The sequence below is a fragment of the Agrobacterium sp. O3.4 genome, assembly GCF_041414895.1.
In the GTDB taxonomy this organism is placed as follows: domain Bacteria; phylum Pseudomonadota; class Alphaproteobacteria; order Rhizobiales; family Rhizobiaceae; genus Agrobacterium; species Agrobacterium cucumeris.
The window spans coordinates 2,494,566-2,513,802 of the sequence record NZ_JALPZP010000001.1; the positions used below are offsets into that span (position 1 = coordinate 2,494,566).

Annotated in this window: 16 protein-coding genes; 7 read left to right on the plus strand and 9 right to left on the minus strand. The window is 59.3% G+C overall.

Annotated features, from left to right (window positions below):
• Positions 1-5: 5 nt before the first annotated feature.
• From exbB to M0412_RS12210, 5 genes are all read right to left on the minus strand, one after another.
• Positions 6-1,214, minus strand: coding sequence for a tonB-system energizer ExbB (exbB, locus tag M0412_RS12190; protein ID WP_142840786.1), 1,209 nt, complete (start codon positions 1,212-1,214; stop codon positions 6-8).
• A 192-nt stretch (positions 1,215-1,406) separates the two neighbouring features.
• Positions 1,407-2,144 carry a histidine utilization repressor gene (gene hutC, locus M0412_RS12195; protein ID WP_142840785.1) on the minus strand — a complete coding sequence of 246 codons (738 nt, stop codon included), beginning with the start codon at positions 2,142-2,144 and terminating at the stop codon, positions 1,407-1,409.
• Between the two features lie 35 nt (positions 2,145-2,179).
• Positions 2,180-2,965, minus strand: a complete 786-nt coding sequence (locus tag M0412_RS12200; RefSeq protein WP_142840784.1) for an ABC transporter ATP-binding protein — start codon at positions 2,963-2,965, stop codon at positions 2,180-2,182.
• Positions 2,965-3,738, minus strand: coding sequence for an ABC transporter permease (locus M0412_RS12205; protein ID WP_142840783.1), 774 nt, complete (start codon positions 3,736-3,738; stop codon positions 2,965-2,967). Before M0412_RS12205 ends, M0412_RS12200 begins: the two co-directional genes overlap by 1 nt.
• 141 nt (positions 3,739-3,879) lie before the next feature.
• Positions 3,880-4,821, minus strand: a complete 942-nt coding sequence (locus M0412_RS12210; protein WP_142840782.1) for an ABC transporter substrate-binding protein — start codon at positions 4,819-4,821, stop codon at positions 3,880-3,882.
• Positions 4,822-5,022: 201 nt separating this feature from the next.
• On the opposite strand from M0412_RS12210, the gene M0412_RS12215 reads away from it, so the two are divergent.
• Positions 5,023-5,733, plus strand: a complete 711-nt coding sequence (locus M0412_RS12215; protein WP_269700449.1) for a YoaK family protein — start codon at positions 5,023-5,025, stop codon at positions 5,731-5,733.
• Positions 5,734-5,745: 12 nt separating this feature from the next.
• Here the strand turns inward: M0412_RS12215 and M0412_RS12220 are convergent, their stop codons facing one another.
• A complete protein-coding gene (locus M0412_RS12220) occupies positions 5,746-6,264 on the minus strand; it encodes a hypothetical protein (protein WP_142840780.1) in 519 nt (172 codons plus the stop codon).
• 77 nt (positions 6,265-6,341) lie between these two features.
• Here M0412_RS12220 and M0412_RS12225 point away from each other — a divergent pair, with 77 nt between their 5' ends.
• Positions 6,342-6,980: a trimeric intracellular cation channel family protein gene (locus M0412_RS12225; RefSeq protein ID WP_269700451.1), complete on the plus strand. Its 639-nt coding sequence runs from the start codon at positions 6,342-6,344 to the stop codon at positions 6,978-6,980.
• Positions 6,981-7,050: 70 nt separating this feature from the next.
• Here M0412_RS12225 and irrA read toward each other — a convergent pair whose 3' ends face one another.
• Positions 7,051-7,470, minus strand: a complete 420-nt coding sequence (gene irrA, locus M0412_RS12230) for an iron response transcriptional regulator IrrA (protein ID WP_046799156.1) — start codon at positions 7,468-7,470, stop codon at positions 7,051-7,053.
• 317 nt (positions 7,471-7,787) lie between these two features.
• Here irrA and fabA point away from each other — a divergent pair, with 317 nt between their 5' ends.
• The 5 genes from fabA (at position 7,788) to M0412_RS12255 (ending at position 11,787) form a co-directional block, all read left to right on the plus strand.
• Positions 7,788-8,303, plus strand: coding sequence for a 3-hydroxyacyl-[acyl-carrier-protein] dehydratase FabA (gene fabA, locus M0412_RS12235; RefSeq protein ID WP_035219583.1), 516 nt, complete (start codon positions 7,788-7,790; stop codon positions 8,301-8,303).
• Positions 8,304-8,378: 75 nt separating this feature from the next.
• Positions 8,379-9,602 (plus strand): beta-ketoacyl-ACP synthase I, encoded by a 1,224-nt coding sequence (fabB, locus tag M0412_RS12240; RefSeq protein WP_142840778.1) that lies wholly within the window; start codon positions 8,379-8,381, stop codon positions 9,600-9,602.
• Positions 9,603-9,608: 6 nt separating this feature from the next.
• The gene (gene fabI, locus M0412_RS12245; RefSeq protein ID WP_142840777.1) at positions 9,609-10,415 is read left to right on the plus strand and encodes an enoyl-ACP reductase FabI; all 807 of its coding nucleotides are present in this window, start codon (positions 9,609-9,611) and stop codon (positions 10,413-10,415) included.
• Positions 10,416-10,600: 185 nt separating this feature from the next.
• Positions 10,601-11,197, plus strand: coding sequence for a TadE/TadG family type IV pilus assembly protein (locus tag M0412_RS12250; RefSeq protein ID WP_142840776.1), 597 nt, complete (start codon positions 10,601-10,603; stop codon positions 11,195-11,197).
• Positions 11,194-11,787: a TadE/TadG family type IV pilus assembly protein gene (locus M0412_RS12255; protein ID WP_142840775.1), complete on the plus strand. Its 594-nt coding sequence runs from the start codon at positions 11,194-11,196 to the stop codon at positions 11,785-11,787. Before M0412_RS12250 ends, M0412_RS12255 begins: the two co-directional genes overlap by 4 nt.
• 40 nt (positions 11,788-11,827) lie before the next feature.
• Here M0412_RS12255 and M0412_RS12260 read toward each other — a convergent pair whose 3' ends face one another.
• Together M0412_RS12260 and M0412_RS12265 are read right to left on the minus strand one after the other, a co-directional pair.
• Positions 11,828-13,594, minus strand: coding sequence for a sulfite reductase flavoprotein subunit alpha (locus M0412_RS12260; protein WP_269700457.1), 1,767 nt, complete (start codon positions 13,592-13,594; stop codon positions 11,828-11,830).
• Positions 13,591-19,095: a glutamate synthase-related protein gene (locus M0412_RS12265; protein ID WP_305765253.1), complete on the minus strand. Its 5,505-nt coding sequence runs from the start codon at positions 19,093-19,095 to the stop codon at positions 13,591-13,593. The genes M0412_RS12260 and M0412_RS12265 overlap by 4 nt, the downstream gene beginning before the upstream one ends.
• Between the last annotated feature and the right edge of the window lie 142 nt (positions 19,096-19,237).

Genomic DNA, 19,237 nt, shown 5'->3' on the forward strand with positions numbered 1-19,237 from the left:
ACCGATCACCGTCCAACCAGCGACACTGCGGGCTTGCTGGTGCTGCCCGGCGGAATGCGGCGGAAATCGAGATCGCGGCTCACGAGACGCTCCACGCCGGCGGCGGCATCCGCCAGCAGATGACGGTAACCGGTGATGGAGCGGGCAAAGACGTTGTAGATCACCACCGCCGGAATAGCGGCAACGAGGCCGATCGCGGTGGCGAGCAGCGCCTCGGCAATACCCGGCGCCACGACGGCAAGGTTGGTGGTCTGCGATTCCGAAATGCTGATGAAGGAATTCATGATGCCCCAGACCGTGCCGAACAGGCCGACGAAGGGAGCGGTGGAACCGATAGTCGCGAGAGCACCGGTTCCGCGCGACATGCGGCGACCCGCATGGGTCTCAATACGCGACAGCGCCGAGGAGACACGCTCCTTGATGCCACCGCCGTCCGTGTGTTCGACCACCGCATCGGAAAGCTGCATTTCATGGGTTGCCATGCGCAGCATGAGTGCCGCCGGTCCGCCCTTGTTTTCGACGGCATCAGTCGCTTCAGTCAGGGTTTTCGCCCGGCGAATGACCTTGAGTGTTGCACCGGCACGCACCCGCGCACCCGCGAGCTCGATAGACTTCGCCACCCAGACCGTCCAGGTGACGAGCGACGCGAAAGCAAGGCCGATCATCACGCCCTTCACGACCCAGTCCGCAGCCATGAACATGCCCCATGGCGACAGGTTATGCGGGATATCAGCACGATGTTCGGCACTTGTGGGTTCGGCGCTAGTAGGCTGGGCGCTGGTGGGCTCGGGATTGGCGGGCTCTACCGGAGTAGAGACTTCGTTCGGCGCAAGTGTTCCGTTCGCCTGAGGCGGCTGCTCGGTCTGCGTCGGCTGCGGCGCAGCACCTTCAGATGTGGACTGAGCGGGTGCAGGCTGGTTCGATGGCGGCTGGGCGGGTGTGGCAGCCGGCTGTTCCGGTGTGGTTGCGGAAGGCGGGGTGACAGGCTGGAGCGCCGGAGCGCTTGGCGTTGCGGGCGTTTCCACCGGCGGCTGGGCAGGCTGAACCGTTTCCGCCTGAGGTGCAGGTTGGGCCTGGGGCTCGGATGCTGTCTGAGCCAAAACCGCGCCGGCACTCAGCCCGGCCAGCAGGGTAACTGCCGCAGCAAGGGAAACGTGCCGTGTTTTGTTTGCCCTGTTGAAGGATGCGGAAGAAGTGGAGGTCTCAGCTGACATAATTTTTATCCCGGATTCCGTCGATGAACTCATCCGCAGATTGGCCGGTTTCTGAAAGCCGGGGTCATGAACGGATGCCGTCGTGAAAGCTTGACGTTCCGATAATAAACCTGAGTTCTTTTGACAACTATTATATTATTAAAAGACGACGCGTAAACTCTTCTTTACAAAAAAGTGACTGTCCGAGTGGCTTCAGGTGTTTTGCGAAGGCGAAAATTGCGCCACGAGGGCGTGCCGGTCGCCGGGATAGGTCACACGAACGCTCGTGACATAGTCCGTCCCGTGCCAGGTGCGGCGATCTATGACCAGACAGGCCGCACCGGATGCGATGCCCAGCGCCGCCGCATTCTTGCGATCGGCGGAGACGGCGCTGATGCGATGTTCGGCTGCACTCCAGGGCACCATCTTCAACAGCCAGGTGCCCGGACCGGTCTGCGAAAAATCCGCAACTTCCGCTTCCGGGACGGCAGTGACATTTATAATGCGTTCTTCAAGGCAAAAGGGAACGCCGCCGGCAAAATGCGTGCAGGTGAGCTCCAGCACCCGCGCGTCGGCGGCAAGCGCCATTGCCGCACTGTCTTTTTCACCCGCGGGGCGCAGACGCCGCTTGTCGAGACGGTATCCGTAAACGAGGCCGAGCGCCTGAACCTCCCGCTCGATATCATGGATTTCCAGCACGGCCGATTGCGCATGGGGCTGGCGAACGAAGGTGCCGAGCCGCCGGCGTCTTTCAATCAGGCCGCGCTGTACCAATTCGCCCAACGCCTTGTTCACCGTCATGCGCGAGCAGGCATATTGCCGGGTCATCTCGTGTTCGAAAGGAATACGGTATCCCGGCGGCCATTCGCCCGACATGATATGGCGCTCGACATCGTTGCGGATGCGCTCGTGCAGTGATTTCTCCTGAAGATCGGCACCTGTACTCCTCATCCCGATGCTTCTCTCCTCCCGGTTCGCTGGATCAACTAGCCATGGGCAGCGGCGGCAATCGCCTCACTGCGAATTTCCTCCGTCAGCTTCGCGCGCAGCTGTGAAAACTCCGGGCTGGCCTTGACGGTGTAGTGACGCGGATGCGGCAGGTCGACCGGCGTGATCGACTTGATGCGCCCCGGCCTTGCCGACATGGTCACCACACGCGACGCCATGAAGACTGCCTCCTCGATGTCATGGGTGACAAAAATGACGGTCTTCTGCTCCCGCTCCCAGATGCCGAGCAGCAATTCCTGCATCAGCCCGCGCGTCTGGTTGTCGAGCGCGCCGAAAGGCTCATCAAGCAGCAGGATTTTCGGACCGTTCGCCAAAGCGCGGGCAATGGCGGTTCTCTGCTGCATGCCGCCGGACAGCTGTTTCGGCCAATGGTTTTCAAAACCGCGAAGGCCGACCTTGTCGATATAGCTATCAACGATCTCCCATTTTTCCTTCTCGGCGACGCCGCGTTCGCGAAGGCCGAAGGCGACGTTTTCCCGGATCGTCAGCCAGGGAAACAGCGTGTAGGACTGGAATACCATACCGCGATCCGCACCCGGTCCCGTCACCGCCCGGCCGGACAGCAGGACCTCGCCGGTCGTCGGACGGTCAAGCCCGGCGATGATGCGCAGCAGGGTCGATTTTCCGCAGCCCGACGGGCCGAGGATGGTAACAAAATCATTGCGTGGTATTTCCAGATTGGTCGGCTGGAGGGCCAGCGTCGGCTGCCCGCCCTGCACGCCCGGAAAGGTGCGGCTGACGCCCTTGATAATAAGTTCACTCATCAGGCAAGCCTCCAGGCGAAAAGCTTCCGGTTCAGCGATTTAAATGCGAAATCGGAAATGAGGCCGATAACACCGATGACGATGATGCCGAAAATGATCTGTCCGGTTGCCATCAGCGCCTGGCTGTTGATGATCATATAACCGATGCCCGAGGAAGCGCCGATCAGTTCGGCGACGATGACATAGGTCCAGGCCCAGCCCAGAACGAGGCGGAGGATTTCGGCAATATCGGGCGCATTGGCGGGAATGAGAACACGGCGCACCACGCCTCTGTCTTTTGCGCCGAGGGTATAGGCGGCCTCCACAAGGTCCCGTCGCGTGCCGGCAACCGCTACGGCCACCATCAGGATGATCTGGAAAACCGCGCCGATGAAGATAACCAGCAGTTTCTGCATCTCACCAATGCCGGCCCAGAGAATGAGCAGCGGCACGAAGGCGGATGCCGGAAGGTAGCGGGCGAAGGAGACGAAGGGCTCCAGCAACGCTTCGATGGGCTTATATGCCCCCATGGCGATACCGAGCGGCACTGCGACCACGGATGCCAGCACGAAACCGCCCACCACGCGCCAGATGGTCATGCCGATATCGCCGGCAAAGCCCTGATCGGTCAGCAGATAGATGCCGTCCTTCAGCATGGTGATGGGGTCCGCCAGAAAGGTCGGCGATACGAAGCCGCCAAGCGTGGCGAGGCCCCAGGCGGAGAAAAACAGCACGAAGAACAGAATGCCGAGGGCAATTCTCGTGCTGTTCCTGATAGGTTGAAGTGGTTGCATTCTGTCGCCTGTCTGGGAGAACCGGCGCGGCAGCTACACCGCGCCCTCAGAGCGCTTCCACACCATTCCCGGCGCGGAAGACGCTTTCCTGCATGTCATTGTCGGCAACATTCCGGCAAGGGATGCAGCCGCCTGTGCGCGTTACTTGATGAAGGACGTATCTGCGAGCGTCGAAAGATCGGGCTTCGACTTGATCACGCCGATTTCGAGAAGCAGATCGGCCGACTTTTCGGAGAAGGTCTTGAATTCGCCCTCGAAGAACTTCTGGTTGGCGGCCTTGTCCTGCCATTCCAGGAACTTTGCAGAAGCTGCAAAGGCCTCTCCCGCCTGCTTCACATCCGCGCCCATCGTCGCATAGGACTTCTCAGGGTCCTTCTTGATGAGGTCGAGTGCTTGGAAATAGCTGTCCGCCAGAGCCTTCGCCGCCTGCGGATTGTCCTTGAGGAAATCTGGCGTGCAGCCGAACGTGTCCATGACGGCGGGATAATCCAGCGTCGTTGCGAGGATTTTACCCTTGTCGGGGGCGGCGCGCACGGTGGAGAGATAAGGCTCATAGGTCATGGCCGCATCATTCTGGCCGGCGACGAATGCCTGCGCGGCCGGTCCCGGCTCAAGGTTGACGACCTTGACATCCTTCAGGGTCATGCCGTTTTCCTTGAGGATCCAGGCAAGGAAGAAATAGGGGGAGGTGCCCGGCGCGGAAGCGGCAATCGTTTTCCCCTTGAGATCAGCGACGCTTGAGACATCGCCGCGCACCGCGATACCATCAGCACCATGGGATTTGTCCATCTGGAAAATCTGCGTGGACTTCACGCCATTGGCGTTCCAGGCGATCCATGTTTCCACCGTGGTGGCAGCACACTGGATATCACCCGACGCAAGGGCCAGATGCCGGCTGGCCTGCGGTATCTTCTTGATATCGACCTTCAGGCCGTTCTTTTCAAAAATACCCGCCTGCTTGGCAAGTGTCAGCGGCGCAAAACCGGTCCAGCCGGACATGCCGATGGTGACCGATGTTTCAGCATAGGCAGAAGCGGATGAGAAAAGCGCTGCAATTGTGGCGAGAACCCACGTTTTTTTCATGATCTGAACCCCTTTTGATTTATTTTTGTGCGACATTTTTTATCGCTTTATTTGAGGCATCGTAGGCAGGGTTTTTAGATTTGTCTAGACAAAGTAGAGGCATTTGAGCGCTGCCGGAAAGATTGCAAATCGGTCGCCTACCGTCCTACACATAGAGTGACAGGGACCTGCACAGGTCTGCCGTTTTTCCATCGGGCTGCCATGACCAGACAGAGACGTCGCAACATCATAAAGGCAAGGCGCACCGCAACCGGCATTGCGCTGGTTGCCGCCATTTCCTTCATCGCCGGCATGACGGATGCGGTGGGTCTTTACGTTTCCGGAGATTTCGTCTCCTTCATGACCGGCAACACGACGCGCGCCGCAGTCTCCATGGAGTCAGGCATATACTCCCACGCTGCCAAACTGCTTTTCGCGATCGTCGCCTTCGTGGCGGGCAATGCCGGCGGCATCGTGGTGGCGCATAAATTCGACCGGCGCATCTTCGCAGTTCTTATGGCGGTGGGCGGGCTGGTGGCGATTGCAGCGCTGCTGCGCGACGAGGCCTCCGGTCTCCTGCAATTTTATCTCGTCGTTTTTGCGATGGGCATGGTCAATGCCGCCGTGGAGCATATTGAGGGGCTGCCGATCGGCCTCACCTATGTGACCGGCGCTCTTTCCCGTTTCGGCCGCGGCATCGGTCGCTTTCTTCTCGGCGAACGCAGCCTCGACTGGGGCATCCAGATCGTGCCATGGCTTGGCATGCTCACCGGCGCAATCTGCGGTGCGGTGTTGGGCGCGACGCTGCATTCGGATGCGCTGTGGGTGGTTGCGGCTTCGGTTTTCGCCATAGCCTTCGCAACCCTCGTCATTCCGCGCTCGCTCCGCCAGCGATACAATCAGCGGGTCAAAATCCGGCGAATTGCGCCGTAACGGCTGCCGCCGTCACTTTCGCGAAATGGTGACGAATTTCGTGCCGCGCACCCGCACCGTCATCAGGCAGGGCTCCTTGTCGGTGCGTTCGCAATAACGCGGATGCATTTTCAGCACGAAGACCATGTTGCCGAAACGCTTGATGAAATCGTAGCCGTAAATCCGGGCTGTGGCGATCATCAGATAACCACCCTCTTTTACCTGGACGTAGAAATTATAGGGGCATCCCTCATCATCACAGGCGCGGCCTTTTTCGCCGTCGCAATCCAGAACACCGTGATTAACGACGGCATCCATCAGGCCGTCATTATTGATATCCAGCCGTGTAACGAAATCGTCACCAAACGCCGCCACCTTGCACTCGTTGCGAAAATGGTCCTTTTCATAAATCTCGGGATCGTTCACCAGTTGCTGCTGTGCCGCCAGCGCCACCGGAAACATCAGAAGAACCAGTGTCTGAAGAGCGACAACGATAGCGATTCGCACGGCATTTTCCTTTGCATCCGTTTCGGTTATGGATGTTGCGATCATCCGGGCGGCCAGCCTAGAGTTTAGTGCTTGCGCGACACTGACGTGTTCGCGGCCCATGTTTCGGGGGGAACCTTTTCATGACACTGCTGGGTTTTCTCGACTATGCCGGTGTCGCCATCTTTGCTGCAACCGGTGCTCTGGCTGCCTCACGCAAGCAACTGGACCTGATCGGCTTCCTGTTTTTCGCAGCCGCGACAGGGATCGGCGGCGGCACGGTGCGTGACCTCGTGCTGGGCAGGGCGCCAGTCTTCTGGGTGGTAAACCCGACCTATATTCTTGTCTGCGTATCGGTCGCGGTTTTGCTCTTCTTTACAGCACATCTTTTCGAATCCCGTTACCGGCTGCTGTTATGGCTTGATGCCCTTGGCCTCTCCGCTTATTGCGTGATGGGGGCAGCCAAGGGCCTTGCCGCGAGCGGCTCTGCGACCGTTGCCATCGTCACCGGTGTTCTGACGGCCACATTCGGCGGCGTGCTGCGCGATATTCTCGCCGGCGAACCTTCCGTCCTCCTGCGACCGGAAATCTACATTACCTGCGCGCTTTTGGGCTCTTCCACCTTCATTATCGTCTATTTCCTCGGCGCGCCGCTTTATGCGGCATCAGCCGTCGGCGTGTTGACGGCTTTCGGCGTCCGCTCTGGAGCGCTGATCTTCGGATGGACTTTTCCGCCCTACAAGGCCAAGCCCGGCAGGCGCCCCGAAGATATAATGAAGTGAGCGATAAAGCCGCCTGAAACAGAAATGGCGCCCGAGGGCGCCATTTTCATTTCCAGTCTCTGCCGAAACCTCAGCCGCGCTTGCGACGAAGGCGGATGACCACATCCACATGGGCGATTTCCATGCCTTCCGGCGCTTCCGGCAGGTTGCCGATGTGGAGATTATTGACGGGAATATCGAGAACCTCGTTCTCGCCCTCGACGAAGAAATGGTGGTGATCCGACACGTTGGTATCGAAATAGGTGCGGGCACCCTCGACAGCCAGAACGCGGATCAGGCCAGCTTCGGTAAACTGATGCAGCGTGTTATAAACCGTGGCGAGAGAAACAGGCACGCCGGCGGTAACCGCCTCATCGTGCAGTTCCTCGACCGTCAGGTGGCGATCACCCTTTGCGAAAAGAAGATCGCCCAAAGCCACACGCTGACGCGTGGGGCGCAGCCCCGAGCGCCGCAGCCTCGTTCCGATATCCAAAGTGGCGTCAAATGCCATGCAATCCCATTCCAAGCACAGGGGTGAAATTCACCAATTGCATTAGCATATATCTTTTGCAGCGAATGCTTTCAATAGTTTCAGCGTCGCCGAGTGTCGCAAATGGCTGCAAACCGGCCATTCTTGCAAATTTCCTCTGGTTCCTTCCCGATGGTTCCTGTATGCGGACGGCACATTGAGGTAATGACTTCTGCAAAGAAGGTTCTGAAGACAAAGAATGGGGGCGAAACGGCCTTTGCCCTTGCAGCGCTTCATTTTGAACCTAACTTGCTCTAGTGAAGTCAATCAACACCAGTAACTGGGGAAGTGAAAGCGGTATGGCAACGAGGCAATCAAGTTACAATTACGAGGAGATCCTGTCCTGCGGTCGCGGCGAATTGTTCGGCCCGGGAAATGCCCAGCTCCCATTGCCCCCCATGCTGATGGTTCACCGCATCACCGAAATTTCCGAAACCGGCGGCGCGTTCGACAAGGGTTTCATCCGCGCCGAATACGATGTCAGCCCCGATGACTGGTATTTTCCCTGCCATTTCCAGGGCAACCCGATCATGCCGGGGTGCCTCGGCCTTGACGGCATGTGGCAGCTGACCGGTTTCTTCCTCGGCTGGCTGGGTGAAGAAGGCCGCGGCATGGCGCTTTCCACCGGCGAAGTCAAATTCAAGGGCATGGTTCGCCCGAACACCAAGCTCCTGCAATACGGTATCGATTTCAAGCGTGTGATGCGCGGCCGTCTGGTGCTTGGAACCGCCGACGGCTGGCTGAAGGCCGACGGAGAAACCATTTATCAGGCGACGGACCTTCGTGTAGGGCTGTCGAAAGAAAAGACCGCCTGAAGCAGACGGAATAAGTCTTGGCAAGGCCGGGCGGCGTCGGTCGTCCAGCCGAAATCTTAAGAAAAGGTCCCTTTCATGAGACGAGTTGTTGTCACCGGCCTCGGTATTGTTTCTTCCATCGGCGGTGATGCCGCTGAAGTCACCGCATCGTTGCGCGATGCCAAATCCGGCATTTCATTTTCGCCGGATTTTGCCGAACACGGTTTCAAGTGCCAGGTCTGGGGCAAGCCGTCTCTTGACCCGACCGATCTGGTCGACCGCCGCGCCATGCGCTTCCTGTCGCAGGGCGGCGCGTGGAACCATGTCGCCATGAAACAGGCGATCGCCGATTCCGGTCTCGAAGAGAGCGACATCAGCGGCAATGAACGCACCGGCATCATCATGGGTTCGGGCGGTCCGTCCACCCGCACCATCGTTGAAGCAGCCGATATTACGCTGAAGAACAACAGCCCGAAGCGTATCGGCCCCTTCGCCGTGCCAAAGGCCATGTCATCCACCGCGTCGGCAACGCTCGCCACCTGGTTCAAGATCCACGGCGTCAACTATTCGATCTCGTCTGCCTGCTCCACCTCGGCGCATTGCATCGGCAACGCCGCCGAGATGATCCAGTGGGGCAAGCAGGATGTGATGTTTGCAGGCGGCCACGAAGACCTCGACTGGTCGATGTCCAACCTCTTCGATGCCATGGGCGCGATGTCGTCCAAATATAACGAAACTCCGTCTCTCGCTTCACGGGCCTATGACGTCAATCGCGACGGCTTCGTCATCGCTGGCGGCGCTGGCGTGCTGGTTCTCGAAGAACTGGAACATGCAAGGGCGCGCGGCGCCAAGATTTACGCCGAGATCGTCGGATACGGCGCAACCTCCGACGGTTACGACATGGTGGCCCCGTCAGGCGAAGGCGCAATCCGCTGCATGCGGCAGGCGCTCGCCACCGTCAAGGGCGACATCGACTACATCAATACCCACGGCACCTCGACGCCGGTTGGCGACAGCAAGGAAATCGGTGCGATCCGCGAAGTCTTCGGCGACAGGATTCCGCATATCCAGTCGACAAAGTCCCTCACCGGCCATTCGCTGGGTGCAGCCGGCGTGCAGGAATCGATCTACGGTCTGCTGATGATGCAGGAACGCTTCATCGGCGAAAGCGCGCATATTTCCGAACTCGACCCGGAATTTGCGGGCGTTCCGATCGTTCGCAGCCGCATCGACAACGCCAAGATCGACACCATCCTTTCCAATTCCTTCGGCTTCGGCGGCACCAACGCCACGCTGGTCTTCCAGCGTCATAACGGATAATTGCCAATGAACGGCATCATGCAGGGTAAACGCGGCCTCATCATGGGCGTCGCGAACAATCACTCCATCGCCTGGGGTATTTCAAAGGCACTTGCGGCGCAGGGTGCGGAACTGGCCTTCACCTATCAGGGTGAAGCGCTTGGTAAACGCGTAAAACCGCTTGCCGCAGAACTCGGTTCTGACTTCATCGTGCCGTGCGATGTCGAGGATATCGCCTCTGTCGACGCACTTTTTGCGGCGATCCGCGAAAAATGGGGCTCGCTGGATTTTGTCGTGCACGCCATCGGGTTTTCCGACAAGAATGAGCTGAAGGGTCTTTACGCGAACACGACCCGCGACAATTTCAGCCGCACCATGGTCATTTCCTGCTTCTCATTCACGGAAATTGCCAAGCGCGCCGCCGAACTGATGACGAATGGTGGTTCGATGCTGACGCTGACCTATAATGGTTCGCAACGCGTCATCCCGAACTACAACGTCATGGGCGTCGCCAAGGCGGCACTTGAAGCATCCGTGCGTTATCTCGCTGCAGATTACGGGCCGCGCGATATTCGCGTCAACGCCATCTCGGCTGGTCCGGTCCGCACGCTGGCGGGTGCCGGCATTTCCGACGCACGTGCTATTTACGCATGGAACCAGAAGAACGCGCCGCTGAGGCGCACGGCGGATATCGAGGATATTGGCGGATCGGCGCTGTACCTGCTGTCCAACCTGTCGCGCGGTGTAACCGGCGAGTGCCACTATGTGGATTGCGGTTACAATATCACCTCGACCCCTACACTCGAGGTTCTGTCAAAAGCGGACGCGGAATAATAACCCGTTTCTTCCCTTCGAAAAAGCCCGGCAATATGCCGGGCTTTTTGCATTTGGAGCCTGTGTCATTTTCGTGAATCGCTAAAGTAGAAGCCGTTGGGGTAACTGAATTTAAACACCAGCTGGTTATGGTCTGCAACAAATTCATCGGTTGCGCTTGCCGCATATTCTAGAGATCGACACATATGCGACTGGCCAGACTGACGCCATTGCTACGAAAATTCGGGGTTTCGCGTGACGGCACAGCGGCCATTGAATTCGCGATACTCGCCATTCCCTATTTCCTCGTTGTTTTTGCGATCATTGAGACCTTCATCGCCATGATGGCGGAACAGGTTGTCGTAAATGCCACGGAAACCATGGCGCGGCGTCTGCGCACCGGACAAATCAGCAGTTCGATTTCGAAAGAGGATTTTCGCAAGAACTTCTGCAACGAAGTCTCGGTGATGATCACCTGCTCTGCGGATGAGATAAAAACCGAACAGAAACTCTATATCGACCTTCGTTCCTTTCCGGCCTTCAAGGATATTCCGACCACGGTACCCCTGAAGGCTTACGGCGAATATTACGATCTCGATACGGCGCAATTCGGCTTCAAGCCGGGCGGACCGGAAACAATCAATATGCTGCGCGTCTATTATCGCTGGCGTGTCATCGCCGATATCATCCGTCCATATCTTACCAAAATACGTCCAGCTGACGGGTCTATGCCCTCGCATTTCCTTATTGTCGCGACCGACGCTTTCATGAACGAGAAATATACAACAAGCGGGGGCTCATGATGGCAGGCCTGATAGCCGCCGTCGCGAACGGCAGACTTCGTTTTACAACACTCGTCACACGCTTCGTAAAGGATCGCCGTGGCGTGGGCGCTGTGGAATTCGCAATTCTCTTCCCGATATTGCTCGCCCTTTATGTGACATCCTTCGAGCTCACCATCGGTTACAATACCTATAAGCGGGCAAGCAGCGCTTCAGCGACGATCAACGACCTGATCTCCAAAACGGGCTCCGTCGACAAGGCCTATCTCAAAAACATGCAGAATGTTGCGGCGGCTGTCTTTGCGCCTTACAGCACGAAGGGTTTGAAGCTGAAGATCAGTGGCATAGCGATCGACAAGCAGAAACAGGCGAAAATAACCTGGTCCTGGGATGAGAAGGATCAGAGACCATATGCGGTGGGATCGGCAGTCACGGTTCCAACCCGCCTGCTCATCGAAAACAGCTTTCTCATTCACGTCGAACTTTCCATTCCACATGAATTGCTGATGTTCATGCCCGACATCGCTTCATCGGGAGTAAGATCGATCACCATCGGCCGTGATTACTTCTTCAAGCAGCGCGATGCGGAGGTCACCTGCACCAATTGCTGAGCCAGAAGGCGCAGCAAGGGTGACCCCGTACGATCCGTTTCTAATAGACGTCGCGCAGATAGCGCTTTTCGCGCTTCAGCCGGTTCACATACTCGCTTGCCGCTTCAGCAGAAATGCTGGCTTCGTCGGCGACGATCTGATGCAGGGCGTCATCGACATCCTTGGCCATGCGGGTTGCATCACCGCAGACGTAGAAATATCCGCCCTCTTCAAGCCATTGATAAAGCGCCTTGCCGTTCTGGCGCATGCGGGTCTGGACATAGATCTTCTCCGCCTGATCCCGCGAGAAGGCAAGGTCGAGTCGGGTCAGCACGCCATCACGGCTCATGTCGCCAAGCTCGTTTTCGTAGATGAAGTCCGACTGGCGGTGCTGGTCACCAAAGAATAACCAGTTCTTACCGGCAGCACCCCTCGCCTGCCGCTCCTGCAGAAAGGCCCGGAAAGGCGCGATGCCGGTGCCCGGTCCGACCATGATGACAGGCGCGCCGTTATCCCGCGGCACGCGGAATGCCTTGTTGGGCGACACGAAAATCCCGGCATTCTGGTCGGCCTCAACCCGGTCCGCCAGATAGGTGGAGCATACGCCGCCACGCTCGCGGCCATCGGCACGATAACGCACGCTGGCGATCGTCAGATGCACGCTGTTTTCCGCAACCAGCGGGCTGGAGGAGATGGAATAAGCGCGATGCTGCAGCGGCTTCAGGAAGGTCACGAATTCGGCAAGATCGAATACGGGCTTTCCGCCGAGATTGAGCAGATCGAGAATATCCTTGCTCCAGAGAAAGGCGGCCAGCTGCTCCCTGTCCCCATTGGCAAGGATATGGCTCAACTCCTCATGTCCTGCGCGCTTGCCAATTTCAGCCACCAGCTCACGCGAAGGCGTCGATATCTCGAACATGTTCAGAAGCGCATCACCGATCGGTCGGTCGAGGCCGGTGACCTCGCCATCCGCACTCGCTCCAAAGCATTCGAGCAGAGCGGCGACCAGTTTCGGGTCGTTGAGGGGGACGACACCAAGGGCGTCCCCGGCCTCATATTCAAGGCCGCTTGCCCCAAGATCAAATTCGTAATGACGAATCTCCTTGGACGAGGCCGGGCCGGAAAGAAGGCGATTGACGCTCACCCGTGACGAATAAGGGTTCTTGCGACCCCAGCCCTGTTTTGCCCGCGCGGGCGGCTCGGCGACCACAGGTGTGATCGCGGCGGCATTGTCACCACCGATGGCGAGGGCAAGCGTCAGCGTCTCGCCGATCCAGGCGGCAGCCGCATCCTCGAAATCGATATCGCAGTCGATACGCGTCTTCATGCGCCTGCCGCCGAGCTGTTCGAAACGCGTATCGATAAGCTTGCCCGCCTGGCAGAAGCCGTCATAACCGGTATCGCCGAGTGCAAGAACGGCGAAACTCATCTCATCCAGTCGTGGCGCGCCATCGGCGGCAAGCGCCTCCCAGAACAGCTGGGCATTGTCAGGCATCTCGCCTTCACCGTAGGTCGAGGTGACAACGATGACACGCTTCATGGAGCCGAGACTGTCCATGGAAACGTCGTCCAGCGCCGTCACAACCGGCTGCATGCCCTGCGTGCGGGCAGCGGCGGCGATATCCATCGCCAATGCCTCGGCGTTGCCGGTCTGGGTGCCGACAAGGATGTTCAGCAGGCTGGCCGTCGCCTTGGGGGCAGCAGAGGCCACCGATGTCTCGAGGCCGATGGCGGTGCGTGAGTGGAGCCCGGCCAGAAAACCGGCGAGCCAGGCGCGCTGGTCGCCATTAAACGGCGCATCCTGTGGAATGTAAGGTATCTTCATCATGCTGCCCTGTTCTGGCTGGATGCGGTGGCAAGGTCCGGGATGGCGCGAGCGGCGAAAAGCTCCTCGAAGCCCGGCAGGCGGCCGATCTTCTCGATGTTTTTCCGGTTCTGCTGAATGATCCAGCCATAGGTACCGGGGCTGTCCACCGACCAGATGTTCCGGCGCGCCAGCGCCTGCTTGTAATCGTCTAGCCGCTTGGCCGCGATCATCACCGCGAGCTGTTCGTCGCTATGGTCGGAAAGTGCTTCACGGGCATATTTCAGCAGGCGCTGCATCAGCGCGTAATCTTCCGTGAGGATGAGATTACGCACAGCCTTTTCGATGGCGGGATCAGAAGGGCCGGATGCCATCGGCAACCGTTGCAGGGCGATGGCCTGCGCCATGCTCAACACGGTGTAGTTATTGAGAAGCGCATACATGTCTTCCGTATCCGTCTCGCCATAACCCGGCACCGTTCCGTTCAAGACAGCCTTACGGTCCCGATAAGCGAGCTTGAACTTGCGCAGCTGATGGGCGGCAAGTGCCGACGCCAGCTCCTCCAGCAGCTCCTTGCGGGGCTTGGCTTTGAGGATCTCATCGCTGTCCTGATAAAGCAGCAGGGCGCGCGGCATGCCATAGACGAAATTATGCTGCTCACTCTCCCAGTTTTCCAGAAGCCATGCCGCCTTGGCCGAGCCGGTTTCTGCGACATGAAGACTCAGAAGCTGGTGGACTGCCTGATTGTGGATCGCTGCCTGTTCATCCTCACCGGTGATCGAGCCGAGCAGGATGGAGTCGTGGCTGACCTTCTTCGGCAGATCGCCATAGGGATCATACTGATAGACGAAGCCGCCGCTCATGCCGTTGCCAAAACCCTTGCCGAAACTGCCAAGGTTGAGAACCGCGCCGTTGGTCATATACTCGCAGGCGAAATCGCCAACGCCTTCGACCACCGCGGTGGCGCCAGAATTACGCACCGCGAAACGGTCGCCCGCCTGTCCTTCCACGAAGGTGCGGCCGCCGGTGGCGCCGAACAGCGCGAAATTGCCGACCAGCACATTGCCGCCCGCCTCTTGCGAACCGCCGCCGGGGGAGCGCACGACGATGGTACCGCCGCAGGCGCTTTTGCCGACACCGTCATTGCAGGTGCCGGTATGCACCATGACCATGCCGTCATTGCAGAAAGCGCCGAAGGACTGACCGGCCGAACCTGACGTATCGATGCGCACCGAACCCGCTTCCAGAAAACGGCGGCCACGGCCATCCCGCTTGACGGCCGGAAGCGCGTCCAGCTGCTCATCGGAAAGTTCGTGGTTCAACATGCGTTCGATATCGACGGCGAGCTGGCCGCCGACGCTCTTGTTGCAATTGTTGAGGAAGCGATTGCCGCCAAGCTCGATGTTCTCGCGCTTGCTGTCGACCAGCGCTGAACGCACGAGATCGATGAAGGCATCGTCGAGTGCGAAGTCTTTTTCCATATAGACCGGGCTGTCGATCTTCACCTCTTCGACCACGGCAAGCATTGCCCGGAGGTCAAGCTGGCCGACGCTTGCCGGATGATCGAGGAGGTGAAGAAGGTCGGAACGACCACGGGCTTCCCGCAGCGAGGCAACCCCAAGCCCGGCCAAAATCTCGCGCGTTTCATGGGCGATGTTCATGAGATATTGCGCCAGCGCCCTCGGATCGCCGTTGAAGGCTTCCTGATTGGTGGTGAGACCGGCCGGGCACTTGATGTTGCAGTTCTTCGCCATGACGCATTTCAGCATCATCAGCGCCGTGGTGCCGAATTCGAAGCTGTCGCCGCCAAGAAGGGCTGATTTCACCACGTCGCTCGCCGTCTGGTGCGCGCCGGAACAACGCAGCAGCACCTTGGTACGCAGGCCGGTGGCGCAGAGCGCCTGATGCACCTCGGCTATGCCGATTTCCGCCGCACGGCCGGTATATTTCAGGCTGGTGACGGCCGCCGCACCAGTGCCGCCGGTATTGCCGGCAACGTTGATGACATCCGCACCCGCCTTGGCGACGCCGACCGCAATCGTGCCGATGCCTTCCGACGATACGAGCTTGACGATGACACGCACGCGCGCCGCCTTGGCGTCGTGTATGAGCTGCGCCAGGTCCTCGATCGAATAGGTATCATGATGCGGTGGCGGCGAGACCAGCTCGACGCCCGGCGTGCCACCGCGCGCCGCCGCGATCTCAACCGTCACCTTGGGAGATGGCAGCTGCCCGCCCTCGCCCGGCTTTGCGCCCTGGCCGATCTTGATCTCGATCTCTTCCAGCATTGGATCGGCAAGATAACCGGCCCAGACACCGAAGCGGCCGGAGGCGAACTGCTTGATGCGCGAGGCACGGATGGTGCCGTAACGGGAGATATGCTCGCCGCCCTCGCCCGAATTGGACATGCCGCCAACCATGTTGGTGCCGTGGGCCACCGCCTCATGCGCAGCAGCAACCAGCGCGCCGTGGCTCATGGCACCCGATGCGAGGGTCTTGGTGATCTCGCTTGCCTTTTGCACGGTCTCAAGCGGAATACTCTCCGGTGCGGTGCGGATAAGCGACAGATAGGCGGAGGCCTCACCCTTTGCCTGAACCATGAGTGCGCCACCTTCCAGCCAATGGCCGGCGATGTCGTCACCAAAACGGTCGAGCAGCGACTGGCCGAGTGCGGCGAGGCGGGCAAGTTCATGACCCTGTGAGCCGATCAGCTGTAGCCGGAACGCGCCGTCTCCTGCCTCTTCGCAGCGCATTCCGCGCACCATGAAACTGTTATTGCCCTGCCGGGAAAACCGCCCCATTTCCCGGCGGAATTCTTCGGCCGAACCGGCAAAGGTCACATCGGCCGGCAGTTCCAGAACATCGCGCAGGGCGGCCGGGCGGCGCGCTCTTTCTTCAGCCATCATGCGGGCAAAGGAGCGGTAACCGGGCGTCACCTCGAATGCGTCGATGGCCTCCGGGGTCAGCCGGTCGAAGCTGTTGTGATAATAGGCAGCGTCGCTGAGACCGAAGGCATCCTCCAGCCGGTTAAGCGGCAGGAGGCGCAGCGCCTCCTCGTTTTCGGTTCCCTTGTCGAAACCGATCTTCTCCTCCGTCATATCAACGAAGCCGCGAACCGCCGTGGTGCCATAAGAATGGCCGGCACCTTCAGCGCGCTCCTTGAAGAGACCGAGGAGCGGAATGTCGTTTTCACCCTTCACCGACAATGCTTTTCGATGCCAGTCGGCCACCGCCTGCGCGATAACGGCGAAGGTGACGCCGCCGACGGGGGTCTTCACATTGGGGAAATAACGCTTCAGGACGGGATCGTTGGTATCGAGGAAATTCGGCTCGAAGAACTCACCGCCGATGTAGCTTTCCGCCGTGCAAAGGCCGACTTTGCCCATGGTCTTCATCAGCGACTTTTCCGCCGCCTTGGCGAAGCGCTTGAACGCCTTGTCGGCCTCGGCGCCGAATTTCTCTTCCGCACGGAACTGCACGCCGAGCGGATAGACAGCCGAAGCACCGAAACCGAGGCCGGCTGCGATATGATGGGAGGACGAAAACTGCCCGCTTTCGACGATCAGGGAAACGCGCAGCCGCAGACCTTCCTCGATCAGCCGCTGATTGATGGCGGAAACGACCATGATCATCGGCAAGGCCGCGCGGCCCGCCGAGACATGCCGGTCGGTGATGACGGCAATCCCGCCCTGCTCGGCTGCGAAAGCCGCAACCTCATCGCAAAGGCCGTCGATCGCCTGCCGGAGGGCCGCTTCATTGGCGTCAGCAGCATCGAAGACCGGCGTATAGAGCATTTCGAAACGACGGACGGGTGTCTCGGGCTGCTCGCGAATGCGCAGCATATCGAGGTGGGTGAGGATTGGTGAGCGAACGACGATCTGGCGGGCCTTGGCCGCACCGCTGTTCGGCTTTGCGCCCAACGCCACACGCAGCGTCATACCATCGGCCTCACGAATGCTGTCGAGCGGCGGATTGGTGACCTGCGCGAAACGCTGTGAGAAATATTTGGCCACCCCGCCTTCCTGATCGGAAAGCGCATTGATGGCATTGCCATAACCCATGGCCGAGATTTTTTCCGCACCGGAGGCCAGCATCGGGTCCATCAGGAACTTGAAGCTTTCCTGATTGTGCGAATAGGCGACATAACGCTGATGCCGTTCCAGATCACCATTGTAGCGAAGCGGCGAACCCTGCTTGTCGGCCGGCACCTCTGGCAGATCACCAAGCATTACGCGCGCTTCAGATAGCAGCGACGAATAGTCCCGCTGTGAGGCCAGAAGCTCCAGCGCCTCGACGGTTGAAAAGGCGCGACGCTCGGCGTGGTCGTAATAAAGCATGCCACCCGCTTCGATGCGGCCACGGCGGATGACACTTTCCGCCGGGAACGCAATCTGCCCCGCCTCAGACATGACACAGAGATAGTCCTCCGTCTCGACGGTGCGCAGCGGGCGCAGGCCAAGGCGGTCGAGGCGTGCACCGATGATCGTGCCGTCGCCGAAGATCAGCGCGGCCGGGCCGTCGTTCTTTTCCTCATAGAGCGAGAAATATTCCAGCATCGCCTTCACACCGGGCGAGAGCGTGTCGTCGTTTTCCCAGGCAGGCGGCATCATCGAGACCACGGCGGTGACGAGGTCGAGACCATCCTCCATCACCCGCGCCTGCAATGTCTGGTCCAGACGGCAGCTATCCGACTGGCCCTTGGGTCTGACGATGCTGGCATTCTTCGCCAGCGCCACGGCCGCTTCCGATAGCCGGTTTTTCTTGTCGGTGTTGAGTTCGCCATTATGCGCCATCAGGCGGAAGGGCTGCGCCATGGAGGGATGCGGATCGGTATTGGTGGAGAAGCGCGTGTGGAAATACATCGTATGCACTTCATGGCGCGGATCTGTCAGATCGCAGAAATAGGGCATGACCTCCTGGGAGTTCAGGCGCCCCTTGAGCACCTGCGTGCGCGCGCTGAGCGACAGCGGGTAAAAACCGGCAAGCTCCGGCACGGTGTAAGCAAGTGCCTCGATGGCCAGCAGCGCCTTGTGGATGCGCCAGTCGAACTCAGCAAGCGTCGCGCATTCCGCTGGTGCCGAAAAGACCCATTGGCGGATCGGTAACTGGTAGGGGATTGCGGCGGGACGGATGGCCGCATCATTCACCGGCACATCGCGCACCAGCAGAACCGAAAAGCCCTGCTCTTTCAGAGCGCTGCCGATGATACCGACGGCCTCACCGTGGAAAGCCTCATTCTGCGGCAGGAAAAAATTGCCGACACCGAACCGGCCGGCCTTGAGGGAACCTTGTCCCGTCAACTCACGAAAAAAGGAGAGCGACAGGTCCAGTGACACGCCCGCGCCATCACCAACACCTTCCGCCGACATGCCGCCGCGATGCGGCACAGCACAGAGCGCCTCATGGCCGCGCTTCAGCACATCATGCGTCTGCACGCCATCCTTGCGGGTGATGAAACCGACGCCACAGCTGCTTTTTTCAAAAGCCGCATCATAAAGGCCGAATTTTTGCTCCGTCACACTCAAGGCACTCTCCTCTCGTTGCGCATTTCGCGCGGCATCACCCTCTTTTCCCGAAACCCGGCGCGTCAGCCGGCACTCTGCGGGCGGAGCCGCAGGCGACCTGGCTGCTCCTCTTTTTCTGCTATCGGCGTTTAATGGCGCGAAC